Origin of the sequence: Wenzhouxiangella sp. XN201 (assembly GCF_011008905.1) — a bacterium.
Taxonomy (GTDB): Bacteria; Pseudomonadota; Gammaproteobacteria; order Xanthomonadales; family Wenzhouxiangellaceae; genus Wenzhouxiangella.
The window spans coordinates 68,027-88,435 of sequence record NZ_JAAIVI010000015.1 but is presented as its reverse complement, the minus strand read 5'-3'; the positions used below and the strand labels follow the sequence as shown (position 1 = coordinate 88,435).

Here is a 20,409-nt window from a genome sequence, read left to right as displayed (position 1 = left end):
TAACGCCTGCAGTGGCCCGCGTCTGGCACTGCGACTTCGAGTGGCGTTCCACCCCGACCGCTGTCCCACCCTCAATCGAAGCCGACCCCGATCGAAGTCGTGCTGTCTGGGTGCGGGCTACGCCAAGGCTTTATCGAATACGCCATGTTTCACGACCGAGTCATCGCGAAGCCAAAAGCGGTATCTCCGTTAAGCCCTGAAGCCTTCTGGTCCTGCGCACCAACCGCGTCTTTTAAGCGCACTTTTGGGTACTTTTGTTGCAACCGACAAAAGTACCTCGCCCAAAGAGCCTGCGAAGCAGGCCGGGCGAAACCGCTTTTGACTTGTCGAGGCCACCACGGCGACAAGTGGCATCAGCCAATCCAGGGTCCACGGGGCGCCAAGCGCCCCGAACAACACACCCCCGGCCGAAGGCCAAAAAATCACACCTCGTCGCGATCCGCCGGCGGCGCCTTATCACGCAGTTGGTTGAAGTAATCCAACTTCTCCTTCGCCATTACGCCACCGAGCAAAAGCAAGGCGATCAGGTTGGGTGCGGCCATCAGGCCGTTGAAGGTATCGGCGATATCCCACACCAGGTCGAGTCCGCCGATGGCGCCGACGAATACGAACAGCAGGAACACCAGGCGATAGGGCACCACGACCTTGCGGCCGAACAGGTACTCCCAGCTCTTTTCGCCGTAGAAGTTCCAGGTCAGCATGGTGGTGTAGGCGAAAAACGCGATGGCCAGGATGATGATGTAGCCCCCGGGTCCGGGCAGGCCGGTGGAAAACGCCGTGCTGGTCAGGTCGGCGCCGTTCTCGCCGGTTTCCATCGCGCCGGTGACCAGGATGACCAGGGCGGTCATGGTGCACACCACCAGGGTGTCGATGAATACTTCCCATACGCCCCAGAAGCCCTGTCGGAACGGCAGATTGCGCGCCTGGGCATGCACGATCGAGGCCGAACCCAGGCCGGCCTCGTTGGAAAAGATGCCGCGGGCGATGCCGTAGCGCACCGAAGCGGCCACGGTTGCGCCAGCGAAACCACCCACTGCCGGAGCCGGCTCGAAGGCGTACTGCACGATCATCAAGAGGGCACCGGGAATCTCGGCGGCGTGAATGGCGAGGATGCCGAGTGCACCGGCCAGGTAGGCGACGGCCATGATCGGCACGACCTTCTCGGCGGTGACCGCGATGCGCCGGATGCCGCCGAGCGTCACGGCGCCGACCAGCACGACCAGCACCACGCCGGTGACCCAGTCGGGCAGGTTGAACCCGGTGGTCAACGACTGCGCCACGGTGTTGGACTGAACCATGTTGCCGATACCGAAGGCGGCCACGCCGGCCAGGAAGGCGTAGAGCATGCCAAGCCATTTCCACTTCGGACCCAGGCCCTTCTCGATGTACCAGAACACGCCGCCGGAGACATGACCGTCGGCGTCGACGTGGCGATACTTCACGCCCAGCGTGGCTTCGGCCATCTTGGTCGCCATGCCGACCAGCGCCACGACCCACATCCAGAAGATCGCACCGGGTCCACCCAGGGCGATGGCGGTGGCTACGCCGGCGATATTGCCCACGCCGATGGTGGCGGCCATCGCCGAGGTCACCGCCTGGAACGGCGTGATCGCACCCTCTTCGATATCCTTCTCACGGCTGAACAGGCGCCCGAAGCTGTGTTTCCAGGCATGGCCGAGGTGGCGAAACTGGAAGAATCCCAGACGCACGGTCAGGTAAATACCGGTCCCCACCAGCAGGATCATGAACGGCGGTCCCCAGACGATGCCGTTGAGCCAGGCGTTGGCGGCGGTGATCTGATCGATCATGGGATTCCCTCTTTGTGGTTGTTATCGTGCCGGCAAGGGTAGCCCATTCGAGCAAGTCGCCGCCAGTGGGTATACTCAACGCAAGGGGCAGTCTCGACCGGAGGTTGCTTATGCACGCATTGAACCCAGCTCACGCGGCGGCCCTTGCGCTGACCGTAGCCCTGCCGCTGTCGGCGGCCGTACCCGGGGACGTGCACCTCGATCCGGCCTTCGGCGGCGTTGGCTTTTCGACAGCGGTCGCGCTGCGCCACGCCGGCGACGGCAGCGACCGGAAATTCGTGGTCGAGCGCGGCGGTATCATCCAGCTCGTCGACGCGGCCGGCAACGTGGAAACCACTCCCTTTCTCAACATCGCCAGCCAGGTCAGCACGACCGGCGAAGGCGGCTTGCTGGGGCTGGCTTTCCATCCGGCCTTTGCCGGCAACGGTCGCTTCTTCGTTTACTACACCTGGGACAACGGCACGGGACTGATCAGCCGCATTTCCGAATTCACTGTCAGTGGAACCGATCCCGACGTCGCCGACCCGTCCAGCGAGCGCGTCATCCTGGAAGTGCCTCAGGATTTTGCCAATCACAATGGCGGCGACCTGCATTTCGGACCGGACGGCTTCCTGTGGATCGGCCTGGGCGACGGCGGCAGCGGCAATGATCCCTGCAACCGGGCGCAGACCCTCGACCCGGCCGAGCTGGACACCAACTGCGGCAACCATCCTGTCGGCGATGCCCAGGCATTGCTGGGCAAGATGCTGCGCATCGATGTGGACAACGCCACCGAAACCGGCGAGAACAATCTGTGCGGTGCAAGACAAGATGGCTCGGCCGCCTACTCGATACCGGCCGAAAATCCATTCGTCGTCGCCCTTTTTCGGGATCGCTTCGCGCTTCCGCCCCAGAGCCTGGGCATCACGGACGGGACCTGCGCCGAAACCTGGGCCTACGGCCTGCGCAATCCCTATCGTTTCAGCTTCGACCGCAACACCGGCGACCTGTGGATTGGAGACGTAGGACAGAACAGCTGGGAAGAAATCGACCACGTTCCGGCCGGCAACGCGGGCGGCATCAACCTGGGCTGGAGAATCTGCGAAGGCAGTCATCTGCGCGGCACCAGTACACCCTGCGATCTGACCGGCCATTTCCCGCCCGTGTTCGAGTACGCTCGGGTCTCGCCCCATTGCTCGGTCACCGGCGGCTTTCGCTACCGCGGGCCGGTCTTGTCATTGCAGGGACGCTACGTATTCGGTGATTTCTGCAGTGGCACGGTCTGGTTCGCCGAGGAAACCGCGCCGGATGACTGGGAAGTGCTGGAATTCGGCAACAGCGGCGGCAATATCTACGGCTTCGGGGAAGACGAAGCCGGCGAGCTATACCTTCTGAGAGGTGGCAACATTCTCCGCTTCGACGGCGACCGCTAGTTCGTCAGTTTTCCATCAGCGCCCGAATCTCGTCGCCCTGCGCCAGGCCGTCGCGATAGCCCAGTTCGATCAACTCGCGGCAGAATTCGGCTTCGAACAGCAGGTAGCTGGGCAGCCGGCCGCTGCCCCAGGCACCGACCCCCTTGAGCAGGGCGCGCACACTGGCTGGCACGCGGTGGCGATGACGTCCGGCGATTTCACGCAGGTCCTCCGAAGGCTTGATCAACAGCGTGTCGATACGCCGCAGCCCGGTGTTCGGCCGCGCCTCGGAGGGAACGTGTTCGAGTGTGCGGTTGATGCGTTCCAGCCGGGCCAGGTCATTGTTGAGATGATCCATGAAGATGACGTCGAGCAGGTAGCCGCCGACTTCGCCCAGCGAGGGATAGTCGGCATCGACAACGGGCTCGGGATCGGGTTTGACGTCGCGGGTGCCGATGACGAGCAGGCGGTCAGCGCCCATGCGGATGGGCGGGCTCAGTGGCGTGGTCTGGCGCATGCCGCCGTCGCCGTAGAATTCGTGGCCGATCCGGCAGGCCGGAAATAGCAAGGGCAAAGCCGCACTGGCCAGCAAGTGGGATGGCCGGATCACGGTTGGCTTGCCGGTGCGCTTGTCGTCTTCCCAGCCGTCGACATCATCGGCTGCCTGGAAGAATGTGACCGCCCGGGCGGTCGAATAACCAGAGGCCGTGATCATCAAGGCGCGCAGGCAACCACTTTTCACCGCCCGGTCGACGCCTTCGACTCTGAGTTCGCGTTCGAGCAGTTCGCCCAGCGGCCGGTTGTCGAGCAGGGACTTCGGGTTGGCTACACCCAGGCCGCCGAGGGTCATCGCCGCCAGCCAATGCAGGCCGCTCCCCAGGCTATGGCCCCAGCCCGTGCGATAGATGTGGTGGCAACGAAAGTTACCCCAGAAATGTTCCAGCCGTGAGACGCCGCGGGAAAAATCGTCCGCGTGGCTGGCCATGACCGCGGCATTGATCGCCCCGGCGGAGGTCCCGGCGATGATCGGAAAAGGCGTGGACTGACCCGGCAGGGTCTCGGCTATCGCCTTGAGTACACCCACCTGGTAAGCCCCTCGGGCGCCACCGCCGGGCAGCACCAGTGCCGGCATGGCCGGCACGTCAGGCATGATCCTTTTGTTCCGGCGGCGTCGGCTTCCGCATCGTTCAGTTCCCGCTGAGCACCATCGCCTCGAAACCGTTCTCGAGCAGCCTGCGTCGTGCGCCGTCGGCGGATCTGGCACTGTCATAGGGGCCGACCCGCACACGATGCCAGGTATCTTCGTCGACGGTGACCGACTGCACCTGCGCCTCCAGGCCCAGCAAGGTGACCTCGGCGCGCAGGCGCTCGGCATCCTCGCTCGAACGGAAGGAGCCGACCTGGAGAATGTAGGGCCCCTGACTTTCCTGTTCGGCGTTGCGCTCGCGTGCTCGCTCTTCGATCTCCGCTTCGGGCACGACGACCTCGATCTCGGGCAGCACGGTGAAGAAGTCGTATTGGCGGCTGCGCTCGCCGGCCACTTCCTCGGCGATCGGCGGCTCGTCCTGTCCGCTGGGCACCTCGGCCTGCTGACCATCATCCCGGCCCGGCAGGTAGCCGCCCAGCCAGGCGAGTGTTGCCAGAACCAAACCGCAGACCACGCCGGCGCCGAAGGTCAGCAGGCCGCCGCCGGCCCCGCCCCCACGTTTTGCCTGGCGACGCGCCATTACATCTCCTCGGGCGCGGATACGCCGATCAGGTCGAGACCGTTGCGCAGCACCTGGCCGACGGCAGCCACCAGATTCAGGCGCGCATTGCGTAGATCTTCGTCGTCGACCAGGAAGGGCGTGGCGTTGTACCAGGAGTGAAAACCAGCGGCCAGATCATGCAGGTAGTGGGCCAGGACATGCGCGGCACGCTGCCGGGCCGCGTTCTCGATCACCTCGGGGAAGCGCCCGACCTGGCGCAGCAACTGCTGCTCGTGCTCGGTCTCGAGCCGCGCCACGGCCGCCTCGCCGATCGCCTGGTTGTGGCGCTGACCGCGGCTGTCGAGCTCGCGAAACACACTCATGATGCGAGCGTGCGCATACTGGATGTAGTAGACCGGATTCTCGTTGGCGCGCGATCGCGCCAGGTCGAGGTCGAAATCCAGATGCTGTTCATGTGAGCGCATGACGTAGAAATAGCGCGCCGCGTCGTTGCCGACTTCCTCGCGCAACTCGCGCAGGGTGACGAAACTGCCAGAGCGGGTCGACATCTGGACCTTCTTGCCATCGCGATAGAGCACGGCAAACTGGACCAGCTGGAACTCGAGCCGCTCGGGATCTTCGTCGAGTCCGCGGGCGGCCGCCTTCAGGCGCGGCACGTAACCATGGTGATCGGCGCCGAAGATGTAGAGCGAAGTGCCCTTGCAGCGCTCGAGCTTGTCGAGCAGGTAAGCGACGTCGGAGGCAAAGTAAGTCGTGCGGCCGTTCTCGCGCACCACCACCCGGTCCTTGTCATCACCGAGCTCGGTGGCCTTGAACCAGATGGCGCCTTCCTTCTCATACAGCCAGCCCTGCGCGTCGAGACGCTTGAGCGCACGTTCGAGCGCACCGCTCGACTCGAGTTCGCGCTCGGAGAACCAGCGCTCGAAGTTGACACCGAAGGCCCCGAGGTCTTCTCGAATATCATCGACCATCGACTCCAGCGCAGCGTTGAAGCAGGCCTGGTAGCCGCTCCCGCTCAGCAACTCGCGCGCCCGGGCGATGAGCGCATCGACGTGCTTTTCGCTGTCGCCGTCCGGACCGTCGGCCGGCAGACCCTCGGCCACCGCCATGCCGGAATGGCGAAGGTCGTCACCGTGGCGTTTTCGCACTTCGCGGGCGATGTCGTAGATGTAGTCACCGCGATAGCCCTTTTCGGGAAAGCCCACCTTCTCGCCGCTAAGCTCCAGGTAGCGCAGCCATACTGAAACGGCCAGGATGTCCATCTGCCGGCCATGGTCGTTGACGTAGTATTCGCGATGCACGCGATGGCCGGCAGCACGCAGGATGTTGGCCAGGCTGGCGCCGTAGGCGGCACCCCGACCGTGACCCACATGCAATGGCCCGGTCGGGTTGGCGCTGACGAACTCGAGCAGAACGTCCTCGCGCGAGCCTTCCGCGGCAGTGCCGTAGTCCTTGCCCGCGGCCAGGATATCGCGCAGCACGACCTTGAAATAGTGCGTGCTGGCGAAGAAATTGAGAAAGCCCGGGCCGGCGATTTCGACCCGCTCCACGCGCTTGGATGCGGGCAGACGCTCGCGCAGCATCTCGGCCAGGTCACGCGGCCGCATGCCAGCGGGCTTTGCCAGCACCATGGCGATGTTGCAGGCGTAATCACCGTGATTGCGGTCGCGGGTGTGCTCGATCTCGATGGCCGGTTCGACGTCCGCGGGCAGCTGGCCCTCGCGCTTCAGGTAGCCGAGGGCCTGGCTGATCAATTCCTCGATGTGGGCGCGCATTTTTTGCCAAACTGCGGAAACAGCGGCTATTGTAACGGTAGCCGTGGTGATGTGACCGGCCGGCTTATCCACAAAAACTGTGGATAAGTATGTGAACAATTCAGGGGCACGACGGCAACAGGCCCGCGCCCAGGGGAAGTGCAGCAGATTGGCTAATTTTTCGTCACTTTACATTATCAATAAAAATCAATAATTTGGCGCGCTATTCCAGAGGGCTTGTAAGTTTCGTTCGATTAACCGCTGTTTCCTTTACGAGACGATGACCATGTGCATAAAATCCGCGCACCAGCGGGGGCGATCGACATGATCCGGCCCTACCAGGCGGCACAACCGGCCCTCGGCGAGCGTGTCTACATCGACCCGCAGGCCACGGTCATTGGCGCGGTCGAGCTCGGCGACGACGTTTCGATCTGGCCCGGTGCCGTGCTGCGAGGCGACGTCAACGAGATCCGAATTGGCGAGCGCAGCAACATCCAGGACGGGACCATCGGCCACGTCACCCACGATGGCCCCTACACGCCCGGCGGCCTGCCTCTGATTCTGGGCGAAGACATCACCGTGGGTCATGGTGCGATTTTGCACGCCTGTGCCATCGGAAACCGTTGCCTGGTGGGCATGGGTGCACTCATACTCGACGGCGCCGTGCTGGAAGACGATGTCATGCTGGCTGCCGGCAGCCTGGTCAGTCCCGGCAAACGACTCGAGCGTGGCTGGCTCTACCGCGGCCGGCCGGCCGAACCCGTTCGCCGACTCGACGAGCGCGAACTGGAGATGCTCAGGTACTCGGCGGCGCACTATGTGCGCTTGAAGGACCGCTACATCAAACAAGGGAAAAATGAATGAACGACGTGCCGATCATAGCCGCCAACGGGGTCAACATGCCGGCACTGGGCATCGGGACCTTCGAACTCGACGAGCCCACGGTCGAGGACATCCTGCCGCGTGCGCTCGAGCTCGGGTATCGACACATCGATACCGCCCAGATCTACCGCAACGAAGGCGCCGTGGGGCGCGCCATGGAGCACTCCGGCATAGCGCGCGAAGATCTGTTCATCACCACCAAGGTCTGGGTCGACCAGTACGAGCCGGCCGCCCTGATCCGCTCGGTCCAGGGCAGCCTCGAGCGACTGCGTACCGACTACGTCGACCTGTTGTTGCTGCATTGGCCGGTGTTCGGTGGACGCGGCATGAACCCGACCCTGGATGCACTGATGCGCGCCCGGCGCGACGGCCTGACGCGACACATCGGCATCAGCAACTTCACCATCGACCAGACCGAACAGGCCGTTGCCTTCTGCGGCGACGGGCAGCTGGCGACCAACCAGGTGGAATATCACGTTTACCTCGGCCAGGAGCGGCTACGCCGGGTGCTGGCACGTCACAACCTGATCCTGACCGCCTACATGCCGCTGGCCAAGGCTCGCACGGTCAACGACCCGGTGCTGTGGGAGATCGGCGAGCAGTACGGCAAGACTTCAGCCCAGGTCGCGCTGCGCTGGCTGGTCGAGCAGGATCGGGTTGCGGCCATTCCGGCCACCTCCAACCCGCATCACGCCGCGGCCAACCTCGACATCTTCGATTTCAGCCTGAGTGAAAACGATCAGCAGCGGCTTGCCGCCCTCGAGAAGAAGCGCCGTATCTGCAAGCCCGAGAAGCTGTCGCCCGAGTGGGACGACTGAGCCGCGCTCAGTCGTTCTTCTTCTCGCCGCCGAGCGCGTCCATCACGCCCAGGAAGGGCTTCACGAAATCGAGCGGCATCGGGAAGATGATGGTGGAATTCTGCTCGCCGCCGATCTCGGTCAGGGTCTGCATGTAGCGCAACTGCAGGGCACCGGGCGCCTCGGCCAGCTTGGTGGCGGCCTCGACCAGCTTCTCGGACGCCTGCTGCTCGCCTTCGGCGTGAATCACCTTGGCGCGCCGCTGCCGTTCGGCCTCGGCCTGCTTGGCAATGGCACGGATCATCGACTCGTCGAGGTCGACGTGCTTGATCTCGACGTTTGAGACTTTGACGCCCCAGCCATCGGTCTGGCGATCGAGGATTTCCTGGATGTCCGCATTGAGCTTGTCGCGCTCGGCCAACATCTCGTCGAGTTCATGCTTGCCCAGCACCGAACGGAGCGTGGTCTGGGCCAGCTGGCTGGTCGCATCCATGAAACGCTCGACGTTGATGACAGCCTTTTCCGGGTCGATCACCCGGTAGTAGACCACCGCATTGACCTTGACCGAGACATTGTCCTGCGAGATGACGTCCTGGGTCGGCACGTCCATGACGACGGTGCGCAGGTCGACGCGCACCATCTGCTGGACGAATGGGATGACGATGATCAGCCCGGGTCCCTTGACCTTGGTGAAGCGTCCCAGGGTGAAGATCACGCCGCGCTCGTATTCGCGCAGGATCTTGATCGCGTTGGCCACCAGCAGGACCAGCAGCACCAGGATGGTGCCTAGAAAGGAAACATAGTCGAGACTCATATCTGCTCACTCCTTGGTCGGAATCAGTCGGATTCGTCGATCGGTCGTACCTTGAGGATCAGGCCCTCGACAGCTTCGACCTCGACGGCCTGCCCGTGTGTTATCGAATGTTCGGATGCGGCGCTCCAGTCCTCGCCCCGCAGGTGCACGCGCCCGCGACCGTCTGCGAAGTCGGAAATGGCCTCGGCCCGCTGCCCGGCCAGGGCTTCACGGCCGGCCACCTGCGGCTGGCGAAACGATTTGGCCGCGAGGTAGACAATGGCAAAGAAGACCAGCGCCGAGGCCAGGCCCATGCCGGCGATCAGTCCGGTATTGATGCCCATGCCGGGAATGTCGCTGTCCATCAGGATGATCGAACCCACCACCACGGCGACCACGCCGCCGATACCGAGAATGCCCAGCGAGGGCACGAACAGCTCGACCGCGATCAGCGCGAAGCCGAGCAGCATCAGCGCCAGGCCGACGTAGTTGACCGGCAGGATCTGGAAAGCGTAGAGCGCCAGCAGCAGGCAGATGCCGCCGATCACCCCCGGCACCAGGGCGCCGGGGTTGTAGCCCTCCAGGATCAGGCCGTAGATGCCGATCATCAGCAGGAGATAAGCCAGGGTCGGGTTGGTGATCACGCTCAGGAAGCGGTTGCGCCAGTCCGGTTCCTGCTCGACGACCGTGGCGTTGCGCGTCGCCAGGGTGACGCTGCGGCCGGCAACCTGCAGTTCCCGGCCGTCGACCGCCTCGAGCAGGGCCGGAATGGAGTCCGCGACCAGATCGATGACATTCATTTCCAGCGCCTCGCTGGCCGTCAGGCTGACCGCCTCGCGTACGGCGCGCTCGGCCCAGTCGGCGTTGCGGCCGTGGCGTTCGGCCAGGCCGCGAATGTAGGCCACGGCGTCCTCGATCGCTTTGCGACTCATGGCGTCGCCTGCGGGTTGCGACGACTCCTCTTCGACAGCTTCGTCGGTCGCTTCGTCAGCTTCTCCGTCGGCTTCTTCCCCGGATTCCTCGTCGGCGACCTCCTCGTCGTCCTGCAGGGCATCGCGGACGCGCTCGGCCGGCGTGATTCCTTCGTCTTCGTCCTGGCCACCGCCACCACCGATCTGGACCGGTGTGGCCGCACCCAGGTTGGTCGACGGCGCCATGGCAGCAATGTGGGAGGCATAAAGCATGTAGGTGCCGGCACTGGCCGCGCGTGCACCCGGCGGGCCCACCCAGCTGGCCACCGGCACATCGGCGTTGAGCATCTTCTTGATCATGTCGCGCATGGAGGCATCAAGCCCGCCGGGGGTGTCCATGCGCAACACCACCAGTTCGGCCCCGGCTTCCTCGGCCTGCTCGATGCCGCGCACCACGTAGTCGCGCGTGGCCGGCCCGATCGCACCCTCGACCACCAGCACATGCACCTGCGGGCCATCCGGGTCGGTTTCCTGGGCCGCCACGGCCACTGCCACCAGCAGGAGGAGGGCCGTCATGACCCAGATTCCGGGCTGCCGCGGATTGGAAAAAAACTGCGAGAAACGTGCCGTTCGAGGATTCATGACGCCTACATTAGAACGTGCATGGCGTGTTCGCAACGTGTGCGGGCTTTGAATCGTCCCGCCGGCGCCCCAACCATCGAAGGCAGCAAACCATTCAAGCCATGGAGTCTATTCATGAACGACGGCAATATCCGCGAACAACTCGGCCTGGACGCCGAGGCGCTGTACCGTGAGGAAAGCTTCACCGACCGCCGCGTCGGCACCATCCAGCGTCTGACGCCGGTCACCGCCGACGGCGAGGACGACAGCTCCCGCAAGGTGCGCTACATCGGCCAGACCCAGGTCATGAGCCCGGCCGGCGCCCTGCCGATCAGCTTCGAACTGGAAGTCGACTCGCTTTCCGAGGCGGTTGCCGGCTTCCCTGAAGCGGCCGAGAAAGCGGTCGAGGAAACCGTCGAGGAACTCAAGCGCCTGCAGCGCGAGGCGCAGTCATCGATCATGGTGCCCGGCCAGGAAGGTGGCGGCGGCATGGGCGGCCTCGGCGGCGCCGGCAGCCCGGGCGGCAACATGCCCGGCGGTGGCATCAAGCTCTAGGCACGGCACATCACAAGCCAGGAAAAAGCCCGGCCGGAAGCCGGGCTTTTTTAAATGGGCTTATTGCAGCAATCGGTGCTATGGCGTTTCCGCGCCCTCGAACCGGTCGCGGAAGATCAGGCCGGGATCGACGGCCTCGAACGAACTCCAGGCCCTGATCGACACATCGCCATCATTGGTCAGTAACACTTCGTTGACCATGGTCCCGAGCGGATCGCCATCGACCGTCACCTGGTAACTCATCATCTGTTGATCGAGCTGGGCCACGACATCGATGGTGTCGTCGGTTTCAGGCCGTGTGCCTTCACCATCGAAGAAATAACTTTCGCCGAGCTCACCGGTACTGTTTTCGGCAGCCACGGTTCCAAACGGCCATGCTCCCCAGTTCATGTCGCCGTAGGCGAACCAGATATCTCCCGTGGCGGTCTCGATCCAGACCTGGAAGGTGAAATGCACCGATGCAAGTTCCGGGAACTCGGTTACCCAGAAATTCGACAGGGGAACGGCTTCCCACTCGAACACGATGAATTCCCCACTATTGAGACTGGCCGCGTACCAGTTGCCCCCGCTACACAGCGACAGGTCACTCCAGAGCGGGGCGAGCACATTGTTCGGCTCGTCCGGATTCGGCAATTCTTCATTCTGAAAGCTTGCGGCCATGCTGCTGGCATCACCCACTTCGACCGTGCCGTTAACCGAGAAAATCACCCGGGAATAGGCGTTGCCGAGATAACTGAACGTGGGCACGTCGACGAAGAAACCACCGTCGTCGCAGTTCGAAGGCACCGTAAACGGTGTAACGCCCAGGCCAGCCAGTGAGAGGTAGGCTCCGGGATCAGCCGCCTCCAGCCGCAGATCAGCGCCGGTCAGCGCGCCGCTCCAGTCAAGGGTTCGGTCGCCGGCATCGTAGACGAGGCCATGCGTGGCGCTGTCCGCCACATAGGTCACGCCTTCGGGCAATTGGTCGCTCAACGTATAAGTGCCGGCAGTGAACGGGGCGGCGGTGAGGGTATAGTTGACGGTGTCACCGGGCTCGGCCGTATCGACATCAACCGTCTTGTCCAGCTGCCCCAACGATTCACTCGGCATCACGAATGCGGCCACCGGCATGGTGAAGTCAGGTGCATCACCATCGGTATTGCTGAGCACCACATAACCGAACTGCCAGGTCTCGCGATCACCCGAGGTGACGTCGAGCTCCACTTCAAGCGTCTGGGTCGTACCGCCTTCGAGCGTGAACGATCCCGGGGTGATGGTTGCATCGCCGTCACCGATGTAGGTGGCCTGCCATTGGCTCGCACCGGTGGCAGCGCTCTTCAGGGTCCGTTGCCAGGTGCAGGTCTGGAAACATGCGGACTGTCCCAGACTGGCCAGATTCAGCGTGGTCGGATCACCGCCGCTGGCCGGATCCGCGCTGGCGAAATTGCTCGCGGTCTCGTTCAGGACGATCCCCGTTTGCGCGGCCCTGGCCAGATCGATACGCCCGCCGCCAATATCGAACGGGTTCGAGTCTGCCAGTGTTTCCTTGCGCACAGCGCTGTATTCAGCCGTACCCATCAAGGCTGAACGAATCTCTGAAGCCGTCCGCGTCGGAAAGGTGGCGCGCATCAGGGCAGCCGCGCCTGTCGCATGCGGGCTCGCCATCGAGGTCCCGCTGATGCTGGCGTACACTTCAGTTTCGTCATCTGTTGCCGCATAGGCGGCCAGGATCGACTGACCCGGCGCGCCCAGGTCGGGCTTGATGACACCGGCCACGTCCGCCGGCCCACGCGAACTGAACGCTGCCATCACGTCCTCGGCCGATGTATCGATGCTTACGACAGCTTCCGTGATGCTGCCTTGATGGCCAGCCCCGGTCTCGAGCCAGGTCTTGAGGGTGGCACCATCGGCCTGGGATATGTGAATCGCCGGCAGGACATGGGGATCGGCGATGATGCCATTACCGTCGTCGACGAAGATCATGCCGCCGGCGCCGCCGGCAAGTACGTTTTCGCCCTTCTGGACGCGCGCGATCTGCCCGCGGTCGCAAACCACGATCTCGCCGTTGGTCCAGGTTCCGGCCGGGAATTCTTCCAAACACTGGCCGTCATCAGGACCGCTTACGTTGCTGAACTCTGCCGCATACACGATGGGTGCTGGGCCGTATGCGCCGCTCATTGCCTGACCGCTGATGTCGCCCGGCGCGGCGGTGTCACCGCCAGCAAGCCCGGTCACTTGATTGTTGAACGCACGCGACACATGACGGGTCGCCGCGGTGGATGTCACCCACACCGGCTCCGGCCCGACCGTGGCGGCACCCGGGCCGGAATTGCCGGCCGAACGGGAGGCGGCGACTCCGGCAGCCAATGCACCCAGGTAGGCCTGCTGCTTGCTGCCGGAAAAGGTGTCACCACCGATACCAATCGACTCGTTGAGTGCATGCACGCCGTCCTGAATCGCCTGATCGATCGCAGCAATCACACTGCTGGCGGCACAAAGTTCTTCGCAAACGTCATAGACGATGATGTTGGCGCGCGGCGCAACCCCCGAGATCGGATTCTCGTAGCCATAGGTCGGCGACAACTGCGGCGAGAGCAGCAGGTTGCCGGCGGCCGTGCTTGCCACATGACTGCCGTGCCCCTGGTTGTCCTGCGGGCCGTCAGCTTCGGCGGTGATGGCGTCGGCGTAATCCCAGGCACCGATCAGCTTGTCATTGCATTGATAGGCGGGATCGTGATTCTCATGGCCGGGATCACACCAGCCGACGAAATTGCCGCTGCCGAATGGATTGGTGTGGGTATACCCGTCCCCGTCAGTGGCGGCAAACGAGGGATGCTGGAAGTTGATGCCGGTATCCATGATGCCCACGATCACGCCTTCGCCGCGGGTTCCGGCGAACGGCGTGGCTGAGCCGGACCATATGGCATCGGCGTTGATTTGTGCCGGACCGAAATCAGTCAGTGGCGCGCTGAGGTAATCCCGCTCGACATGGGCGACCCCATTGAGCCGCACCAGGGCGCTGGCTTCTTCCGGCGCCAGGCGCAAGGTGGCTGCATTGATGGCCACCTTGAAGGCGCGTTCGACGGAGACACTGCGGCCAAAGCGACTGGCAATCGCGCTGAGGTGTTCGGCCTGGCGCTGCTCAAGAAAGTCCAGATAAGCCTGTGCATCGGCCGAATCGGTATCCAGAAGCGTCTCGCCCCGCGCAGCAGGAGAGGTCGCGCGCAGACCCTCGATGCCGCCTTCATACAGGGCAAGCGATGGCTCCACGAACCGCACGATGTAGCGGCTGCGGCCCGCCGCATCCAGCGGCACGTATTGGGAATCGCGCCCGACGCGACCCACTGCATCCGGGCCATCGGTGGCCTGGCGCTCCACCGGGGAGACCTCGCCACTCGAACGGACCGCACCATCGTTCGATGCTTCGAACGGCTGGGCAAGCGCCACGGCGGAGAAGGCAAGGAGTGTGATGGCAGAGAAGCTGATGAGCCGGCGGCCTCTGCCACCGGTCGCATTCCGTTGATGCTTTGACATTTTCAAGCTCCCAAATTGCATTAACCCCTTGACCGACAGACCGAACAAAGCCTATGCCAGAAAGGTGCCGACAGACAAGCTTTTCAGGTGTCGCTCAGGTCCGCAGTCCCGTGCCGCGACTGAGCAGGGTCAGGCTGATGGTGCCGAGTAGCGCACCGAAGCCGAGAACCATGGCGTAGGCCAGCCACAGGCCGACGTCGGTGATCCCGAGCATGCCGTAGCGGAGGGCATTGACCATGTAGAGGATGGGATTGCCCAGCGCGATCTGTCCCCAGATGCCCGGCAGCAGGCCGACGGAGAAGAACACACCGCCGAGGTAGGTCATGGGCTGAAGCACGAAGGTGGGGATGATGGCGATGTCATCGAACTTCTGCGCGTAGACCGCATTGATGAAACCACCCAGCGCGAAGACGATGGCTGTCAGCAGGAGAATCGACAGGGTGATCAGCACGTTGTGCATGTAGAAGCCAGCGAAAATGCCGGCGACCAGCCACACCAGCACGCCCACCACCAGTGCCCGGAACACGGCGCCGGAGACGTAGCCGGCGAGGATGATCCACGGCGGCAACGGGCTGATCAGCAGTTCCTCGATATGCTTGCCGAACTTGGCGCCGAAGAACGAGCTGGTGATGTTGCCGTAGCTGTTGGTGATTACCGACAGCATGATCAGCCCCGGCACGATGAACTCCATGTAATCGATGCCACCCATCTCGCCGACGCGCCGGCCGATGATCGAACCGAAGATGACGAAATACAGCGACATCGTGATCACCGGCGGAATCAGGGTCTGCGGCCAGATCCGGACGATGCGCGTGATTTCCTTGATCAGGATGGTCTGGTAGCCGATCCAGTAACTGCGTGCGGAAACGTCGACGCTCATGCCACCTCCTCGTCGATGCCGACCAGGCGCATGAACAGCTCCTCGAGCCGGTTGGCCTTGTTGCGCATCGAGACGACCTCCACGCCCTGCTCCTCAAGCACGCGAAACAGGCGGTTCAGGCTTCGCGATTTGGGGATACTGGCCTCGAGCGTCGTCGCGTCGCGTCGCACGATTTCGATGCCGTCGACCGTCGGCGCCGTCTCGATCGGGTCGCGCAGGTCGAGCACGAAGGTTTCGACCTTGAGCTTACCCAGCAGGGCTTTTATCGATGTGTTCTCGATGATCTGGCCGTGGTCGATGATGGCGATGTTGCGGCACAACTGCTCAGCTTCCTCGAGGTAGTGAGTCGTCAAGATGACGGTAGTGCCGGCGGCATTGATGCCGGAAATGAATTTCCACATCGAACGGCGGATCTCGATATCGACCCCGGCGGTCGGTTCGTCGAGGATCAGCAGTTTCGGTTCGTGCACCATCGCGCGGGCGATCATCAGGCGCCGCTTCATGCCGCCGGAGAGCTGGCGCGAGGGCCCGAAGGCCTTGTCCCACAGGCTGAGTTGTTTCAGGTAGTACTCGGCGCGTTCGCGTGCGACGCGCCGGGGCACGCCATAGTAGCCGGCCTGGTTGACGACGACGTCAAAGGGCTTCTCGAATTGATTGAAGTTGACTTCCTGCGGCACCAGGCCGATCTGTGCCATCGCCCGTGAACGCTCCTTCTGCACGCTGATCCCGAACACTTTCGCTTCGCCGGAGCTGGCGTTGACCAGCGAGCTGACGATGCCGATCAGTGTCGACTTGCCGGCTCCGTTGGGCCCGAGCAATGCGAAGAAATCCCCTTCGGCAACTTCCAGGTCGACGCCGCGCAGAGCGACAACGTCGTTGCGATAGACCTTTTTGAGGTCGCGAACTTCCAGGGCATTCATGACAATCGGCCTATTGGTTTCAATCGAGTGGCAAGGCAGAATAGCAGGCTGTCCCCGGCCTGATGTGCCGGGCTATTCATCTTGGGCTCAATCACGTGAGAATCAAATCCGGATTAAGATCCATCCTCTGCTTCGGCCTGCTGGCCCTGGCGACCGCCCCGCTGTCGGCTCAGGAATCACCGCGGACCGGCGATCTCTGGGCCGGGCTCGAGAAGTGCGAGCTGGCGGCAGCGGGCGGGCGCATCACCGCCACGGCCCTGTGCGGCACGCTCACCGTGCCGGAAAACCCCGAACAACCCGAAGGCCGGCAACTCGAGCTGAGCTTCGCGGTCAAGGCGGCCCGCGCAAGCAATGCCCTGCCCGACCCGGTGGTCTTCCTGGCCGGCGGTCCGGGCCAGTCGGCGCGCGACACCCTGCCGATCATGCAGCGCGCGTTGCATGAACTCAACCGCGATCGCGACCTGATCTTCCTCGACCAGCGCGGCACCGGCGGCTCCAACGCGCTGGAGTGCAGCTTCGACGAACAAGGCGAACTCTGGCTCGAGCCGGACTGGGAGGAACTCAACCGGCAGCTGCGCGATTGCCTCGAGGAATGGGATGCGGACGTTCGCTTCTACACCACCGCGCACGGCGCGCGCGACCTCGACGCCCTGCGCCAAGCTTACGGGCTCGAATCGCTGAACCTGATCGGCGGCTCCTACGGCACGCGCATGGCCCAGGTCTACCTGCGCCACTACCCCGAGCACGTTCGCAGCGTCGTGCTCGATGGCGTGGTACCCACCCGCCTGCCACTGGGTTCCGAACATGCCGAGATGCTCGACCGTTCGCTCGGCAAGGTCTTCGCCGCCTGCCGTGAGGACGACGCCTGCGGCTCGGCCTTTCCCGATCTCGACGCGGCCTTCGAGACGCTCAAGACGCGTTACCGGGCCGACGACGGACCACAACTCGTGGTCACCCACCCACGCACGGGCGAAGGTGTCGATCTGCGCTTCACGCGCGACGTGCTGTCCGGGGCCCTGCGCTTTCTCGCCTACGGCCCCGAATCGCAGATGATGATCCCCTACCTGGTGCACGAGGCGGCGAGCACCGGCAATCCCCAGCGACTGGCCAGCCAGGCCATGATCGTTTCCGACCAGATGAGCGACATGATCGCCATCGGCCTCAACTTCGCCGTCGGCTGCAGTGAGGACTGGCCGGTCTGGCCCGACGGTGTCGACCAGACCGGAACCCTGCTGGGCGAGAGCATGAGCGAGATTTACGAACAGGTCTGTGCCTGGTGGCCGGCCGGCGATACGCCGTCGGATTTCCACGAGCCGTTCGACGCCGAGGTGCCCGTGCTGCTGATGTCGGGTGAGCTCGACCCGGTCACGCCGCCGGGTTACGGCGAAGAGGCGGCCGCGCAGTTTTCCAACAGCCGCCACCTGATCGCCGACGGGCGCGGACATATCGTATCGACCACGCCGTGCATGAGTTCGATTGCCACACAGTTTGTGCGCGCTGCCAGCGTGGACGAGCTCGACGTCGAGTGCATGGACCACCTCGGCCACGAACCCTTCTTTCTCGACCTGCTCGGACCGGCGCCATGATCGAAGCGAAGAATCTCCGGAAAACTTTTAACAAGGGCAAGGTCGTCGCCGTCGACAACGTCAGCTTCACCGCGCGCGACGGCGAGATCACCGGCCTGCTCGGCCCCAACGGTGCCGGCAAGACCACCACGCTGCGCATGCTCTACACCCTGCTGAGCCCGGATTCCGGCCACATGCGCATCGACGGCATCGACCCGCAGGCACAGCCGCTATCGATCAAGCGCGCGCTCGGCGTGGTGCCGGATTCGCGCGGCCTTTATGACCGCCTGACGGCACGAGAGAACATCCGCTATTACGGCAAGCTGCACGGCCTGGGCAGGGCCGATATCGAGCGCCGCATCGACGAGATGGTCGAAATTCTCGACATGAGCGAATTCATCGACCGGCGCACCACCGGCTTCTCTCAGGGCCAGCGCGTCAAGGTCGCCATCGCCCGCGCGCTGATTCACGAACCCCGCACAGTGCTGCTCGACGAACCGTCCAACGGACTCGATGTCATGACCACCCGGGCCCTGCGTGAATTCCTGCGCCAGTTGAAGTCGAAGGGTTGCTGCGTGGTGCTGTCGACACACATCATGCAGGAGGTCGCCGCGCTGTGCGATCGCATCGTCATCATCGCCGACGGCAAGGTGGCCGCCGAGGGTACGTCCGAGGAACTGCTGGCCAGTTCGGGTGAGGCCAATCTCGAAGACGCCTTCGTCAAACTGATCGGATCGGACGAGGGACTGCTCGCATGAACGCCGTATTTCTCAAGGAACTGCTCGACAACTTCCGCGACCGGCGGGTCATCCTCAATACCCTGGTCATCGGCCCGCTGCTCGGCCCGGTGATCTTCACGGTGATGATTTCCTTCATGGCCAGCCAGGCGGCCGAGCGGGCAGAATCGCAGCTCGAACTGCCGGTCATCGGAGCCGAGAACGCTCCCAACCTGATCGGCTTTCTGGAGCGACAGGGTGTGCTCATCGAACAACCGCCGGAGAATCCCGAAGCCGCGGTGCGCAACGAGGATGAGGAAGTCATCCTGCGCATCGGCCCGGACTTTGCCGAGGCCTGGGAAGCGGGCCGGCCGGCCACGGTCGAGATCATTGCCGACCAGTCCCGGCGCTACACCGGCACCACGATCAGCCGGGTGCGCAACTACCTGAACGGCTACAGCCAGCAGATCAGCCAGCTCAGACTGCAGCTCCGGGGCGTGCATCCGGAAATCACGCGTCCGATCAACGCCAGCGTCACCGACCTGTCTACACCCGAGTCGCGCGGGGGAGCGGTACTGGCTTTCCTCCCTTACTTCATCCTGATCACCGTGTTCATGGGCTCGATGCACATGGCCATCGACACGACGGCCGGCGAGCGCGAGCGCAAGTCGCTCGAACCGCTGCTGATCAATCCCTTGCCGCGCTGGCAGATCATGGCCGGCAAACTCTGTGCGACCACCTTCTTTGCCCTGGCAACCCTGGCCCTGGGTCTTGTTGCGTTCGTTTACGCCATGGGCTATCTGCCGGTCGCCTCCATGGACGTCGCCCTCAACCTCGATTTCCGGGTTGCCGGCCTGGCCTTCCTGCTGGTCGCACCCGCCGCCCTGCTGGCCGCCGCGCTGCTGACCATCCTGGCCTCGTTCGCCAAGAGCTTCCGCGAGGCGCAGAGCTACATGGGCATGGTCGTCCTCATCCCCATGATCCCGAGCTTCTGGATCCTGATCGACCCGACACGCGCCGAGACCTGGATGACCCTGGTGCCACTCCTGAGCCAGAACGTGCTGATTCTCGAACTGGTCCGCGGCGAGCCGGTCAATTGGGCCTGGTTCGGTTATAGCATCGGCACCACCGCCGCGCTGGCCGGCGTCCTGGCCATGGTGGCCGGCACGCTCTACAACCGGCCGAAGTTGATCTTTACATCGGGGTAGGTTGTTTGCTGCACTTGCGCTAGTTTGGCTGACGCCACTGGTTGCGGCGCGGGCCTCGACAAGTCAAAGGCGGTTTCGCCCGGCTTGCTTCGCAAGCTCTTTGGGCGAGTAACTTTTGTCAGTCGCGACAAAAGTCACCAAAAACGCTCTTAGAAGACGCGGCTGGTCCGCAGGACCAGAGGTCTTCTGGGCTTAACGGAGATACCGCTTTTGCCTTCGCTCTTGCTCGGTCGTGAAACATGGCGTTTTCGATAAGGCGTGGGCGTAGCCCGCACCCACACAGCACGACCTCGATCGGGGTCGGCTTCGATTGGGAGTGGGACAAACCTTCAGGGCGGGATGCCACTCGAAGTCGCAGTGCCAGATGCGGGCCGCTGCAGGCGTTA

Annotated in this window: 16 protein-coding genes; 7 read left to right on the top strand and 9 right to left on the bottom strand. The window is 63.6% G+C overall.

Translation table 11 applies throughout. The annotated features are described in order from the left end of the window. Positions 1 to 422: 422 nt before the first annotated feature. Complete coding sequence (locus G4Y73_RS00535; protein WP_164228341.1) at positions 423 to 1,808, bottom strand: sodium:alanine symporter family protein; 1,386 nt, start codon at positions 1,806 to 1,808, stop codon at positions 423 to 425. 110 nt (positions 1,809 to 1,918) lie between these two features. Here G4Y73_RS00535 and G4Y73_RS00530 point away from each other — a divergent pair, with 110 nt between their 5' ends. After that, positions 1,919 to 3,220 carry a PQQ-dependent sugar dehydrogenase gene (locus tag G4Y73_RS00530; RefSeq protein WP_164228339.1) on the top strand — a complete coding sequence of 434 codons (1,302 nt, stop codon included), beginning with the start codon at positions 1,919 to 1,921 and terminating at the stop codon, positions 3,218 to 3,220. Positions 3,221 to 3,224: 4 nt separating this feature from the next. Here G4Y73_RS00530 and G4Y73_RS00525 read toward each other — a convergent pair whose 3' ends face one another. Genes G4Y73_RS00525 through argS form a run of 3 tightly spaced genes read right to left on the bottom strand, consistent with a single transcriptional unit; the run spans position 3,225 to position 6,683 of the window. Next, complete coding sequence (locus G4Y73_RS00525) at positions 3,225 to 4,349, bottom strand: patatin-like phospholipase family protein (RefSeq protein WP_164228337.1); 1,125 nt, start codon at positions 4,347 to 4,349, stop codon at positions 3,225 to 3,227. Positions 4,350 to 4,386: 37 nt separating this feature from the next. Next, positions 4,387 to 4,926 carry an SPOR domain-containing protein gene (locus tag G4Y73_RS00520; RefSeq protein ID WP_164228335.1) on the bottom strand — a complete coding sequence of 180 codons (540 nt, stop codon included), beginning with the start codon at positions 4,924 to 4,926 and terminating at the stop codon, positions 4,387 to 4,389. Further along, entirely contained in the window at positions 4,926 to 6,683 is a 1,758-nt protein-coding gene (gene argS / locus G4Y73_RS00515) for an arginine--tRNA ligase (RefSeq protein WP_164228333.1), read from the bottom strand. The genes G4Y73_RS00520 and argS overlap by 1 nt, the downstream gene beginning before the upstream one ends. Positions 6,684 to 6,950: 267 nt before the next feature. Between argS and G4Y73_RS00510 the strand changes: the two genes are divergently transcribed. Together G4Y73_RS00510 and G4Y73_RS00505 are read left to right on the top strand one after the other, a co-directional pair. Next, positions 6,951 to 7,526 (top strand): gamma carbonic anhydrase family protein, encoded by a 576-nt coding sequence (locus G4Y73_RS00510; RefSeq protein ID WP_346426808.1) that lies wholly within the window; start codon positions 6,951 to 6,953, stop codon positions 7,524 to 7,526. Beyond that, complete coding sequence (locus G4Y73_RS00505; protein ID WP_205596433.1) at positions 7,523 to 8,362, top strand: aldo/keto reductase; 840 nt, start codon at positions 7,523 to 7,525, stop codon at positions 8,360 to 8,362. Before G4Y73_RS00510 ends, G4Y73_RS00505 begins: the two co-directional genes overlap by 4 nt. 7 nt (positions 8,363 to 8,369) lie before the next feature. Here the strand turns inward: G4Y73_RS00505 and G4Y73_RS00500 are convergent, their stop codons facing one another. Next, a complete protein-coding gene (locus tag G4Y73_RS00500) occupies positions 8,370 to 9,155 on the bottom strand; it encodes a slipin family protein (RefSeq protein WP_164228331.1) in 786 nt (261 codons plus the stop codon). 23 nt (positions 9,156 to 9,178) lie between these two features. After that, complete coding sequence (locus G4Y73_RS00495) at positions 9,179 to 10,621, bottom strand: nodulation protein NfeD (RefSeq protein ID WP_240451104.1); 1,443 nt, start codon at positions 10,619 to 10,621, stop codon at positions 9,179 to 9,181. 180 nt (positions 10,622 to 10,801) lie between these two features. On the opposite strand from G4Y73_RS00495, the gene G4Y73_RS00490 reads away from it, so the two are divergent. Beyond that, positions 10,802 to 11,221, top strand: coding sequence for a hypothetical protein (locus G4Y73_RS00490; protein WP_164228327.1), 420 nt, complete (start codon positions 10,802 to 10,804; stop codon positions 11,219 to 11,221). A gap of 78 nt (positions 11,222 to 11,299) precedes the next feature. Here G4Y73_RS00490 and G4Y73_RS00485 read toward each other — a convergent pair whose 3' ends face one another. From G4Y73_RS00485 to G4Y73_RS00475, 3 genes are all read right to left on the bottom strand, one after another. Beyond that, a complete protein-coding gene (locus tag G4Y73_RS00485; RefSeq protein ID WP_164228325.1) occupies positions 11,300 to 14,734 on the bottom strand; it encodes a S8 family serine peptidase in 3,435 nt (1,144 codons plus the stop codon). Between the two features lie 94 nt (positions 14,735 to 14,828). Beyond that, positions 14,829 to 15,614, bottom strand: coding sequence for an ABC transporter permease (locus G4Y73_RS00480; protein WP_164228322.1), 786 nt, complete (start codon positions 15,612 to 15,614; stop codon positions 14,829 to 14,831). After that, positions 15,611 to 16,534, bottom strand: coding sequence for an ABC transporter ATP-binding protein (locus tag G4Y73_RS00475; protein WP_164228320.1), 924 nt, complete (start codon positions 16,532 to 16,534; stop codon positions 15,611 to 15,613). The genes G4Y73_RS00480 and G4Y73_RS00475 overlap by 4 nt, the downstream gene beginning before the upstream one ends. Positions 16,535 to 16,629: 95 nt before the next feature. Between G4Y73_RS00475 and G4Y73_RS00470 the strand changes: the two genes are divergently transcribed. Genes G4Y73_RS00470 through G4Y73_RS00460 form a run of 3 tightly spaced genes read left to right on the top strand, consistent with a single transcriptional unit; the run spans position 16,630 to position 20,023 of the window. Continuing rightward, on the top strand, positions 16,630 to 18,120 hold the full coding sequence (locus tag G4Y73_RS00470; RefSeq protein WP_164228318.1) for an alpha/beta hydrolase: 1,491 nt from the start codon (positions 16,630 to 16,632) through the stop codon (positions 18,118 to 18,120). Further along, positions 18,117 to 18,857 (top strand): ATP-binding cassette domain-containing protein, encoded by a 741-nt coding sequence (locus tag G4Y73_RS00465; protein WP_164228316.1) that lies wholly within the window; start codon positions 18,117 to 18,119, stop codon positions 18,855 to 18,857. The genes G4Y73_RS00470 and G4Y73_RS00465 overlap by 4 nt, the downstream gene beginning before the upstream one ends. Beyond that, on the top strand, positions 18,854 to 20,023 hold the full coding sequence (locus G4Y73_RS00460; RefSeq protein ID WP_164228313.1) for an ABC transporter permease: 1,170 nt from the start codon (positions 18,854 to 18,856) through the stop codon (positions 20,021 to 20,023). The genes G4Y73_RS00465 and G4Y73_RS00460 overlap by 4 nt, the downstream gene beginning before the upstream one ends. Positions 20,024 to 20,409: the final 386 nt, after the last annotated feature.

Coding starts and splice junctions, on each gene's coding strand:
- G4Y73_RS00505 (WP_205596433.1), top strand. CDS start 7,523: ATGAACGACGTGCCGATCATAGCCGCCAACGGGGTCAACATGCCGGCA.
- G4Y73_RS00490 (WP_164228327.1), top strand. CDS start 10,802: ATGAACGACGGCAATATCCGCGAACAACTCGGCCTGGACGCCGAGGCG.
- G4Y73_RS00485 (WP_164228325.1), bottom strand. CDS start 14,734: ATGTCAAAGCATCAACGGAATGCGACCGGTGGCAGAGGCCGCCGGCTC.
- G4Y73_RS00535 (WP_164228341.1), bottom strand. CDS start 1,808: ATGATCGATCAGATCACCGCCGCCAACGCCTGGCTCAACGGCATCGTC.
- G4Y73_RS00525 (WP_164228337.1), bottom strand. CDS start 4,349: ATGCCTGACGTGCCGGCCATGCCGGCACTGGTGCTGCCCGGCGGTGGC.
- G4Y73_RS00480 (WP_164228322.1), bottom strand. CDS start 15,614: ATGAGCGTCGACGTTTCCGCACGCAGTTACTGGATCGGCTACCAGACC.
- G4Y73_RS00500 (WP_164228331.1), bottom strand. CDS start 9,155: ATGAGTCTCGACTATGTTTCCTTTCTAGGCACCATCCTGGTGCTGCTG.
- G4Y73_RS00520 (WP_164228335.1), bottom strand. CDS start 4,926: ATGGCGCGTCGCCAGGCAAAACGTGGGGGCGGGGCCGGCGGCGGCCTG.
- argS (WP_164228333.1), bottom strand. CDS start 6,683: ATGCGCGCCCACATCGAGGAATTGATCAGCCAGGCCCTCGGCTACCTG.
- G4Y73_RS00530 (WP_164228339.1), top strand. CDS start 1,919: ATGCACGCATTGAACCCAGCTCACGCGGCGGCCCTTGCGCTGACCGTA.
- G4Y73_RS00475 (WP_164228320.1), bottom strand. CDS start 16,534: ATGAATGCCCTGGAAGTTCGCGACCTCAAAAAGGTCTATCGCAACGAC.
- G4Y73_RS00495 (WP_240451104.1), bottom strand. CDS start 10,621: ATGACGGCCCTCCTCCTGCTGGTGGCAGTGGCCGTGGCGGCCCAGGAA.
- G4Y73_RS00460 (WP_164228313.1), top strand. CDS start 18,854: ATGAACGCCGTATTTCTCAAGGAACTGCTCGACAACTTCCGCGACCGG.
- G4Y73_RS00465 (WP_164228316.1), top strand. CDS start 18,117: ATGATCGAAGCGAAGAATCTCCGGAAAACTTTTAACAAGGGCAAGGTC.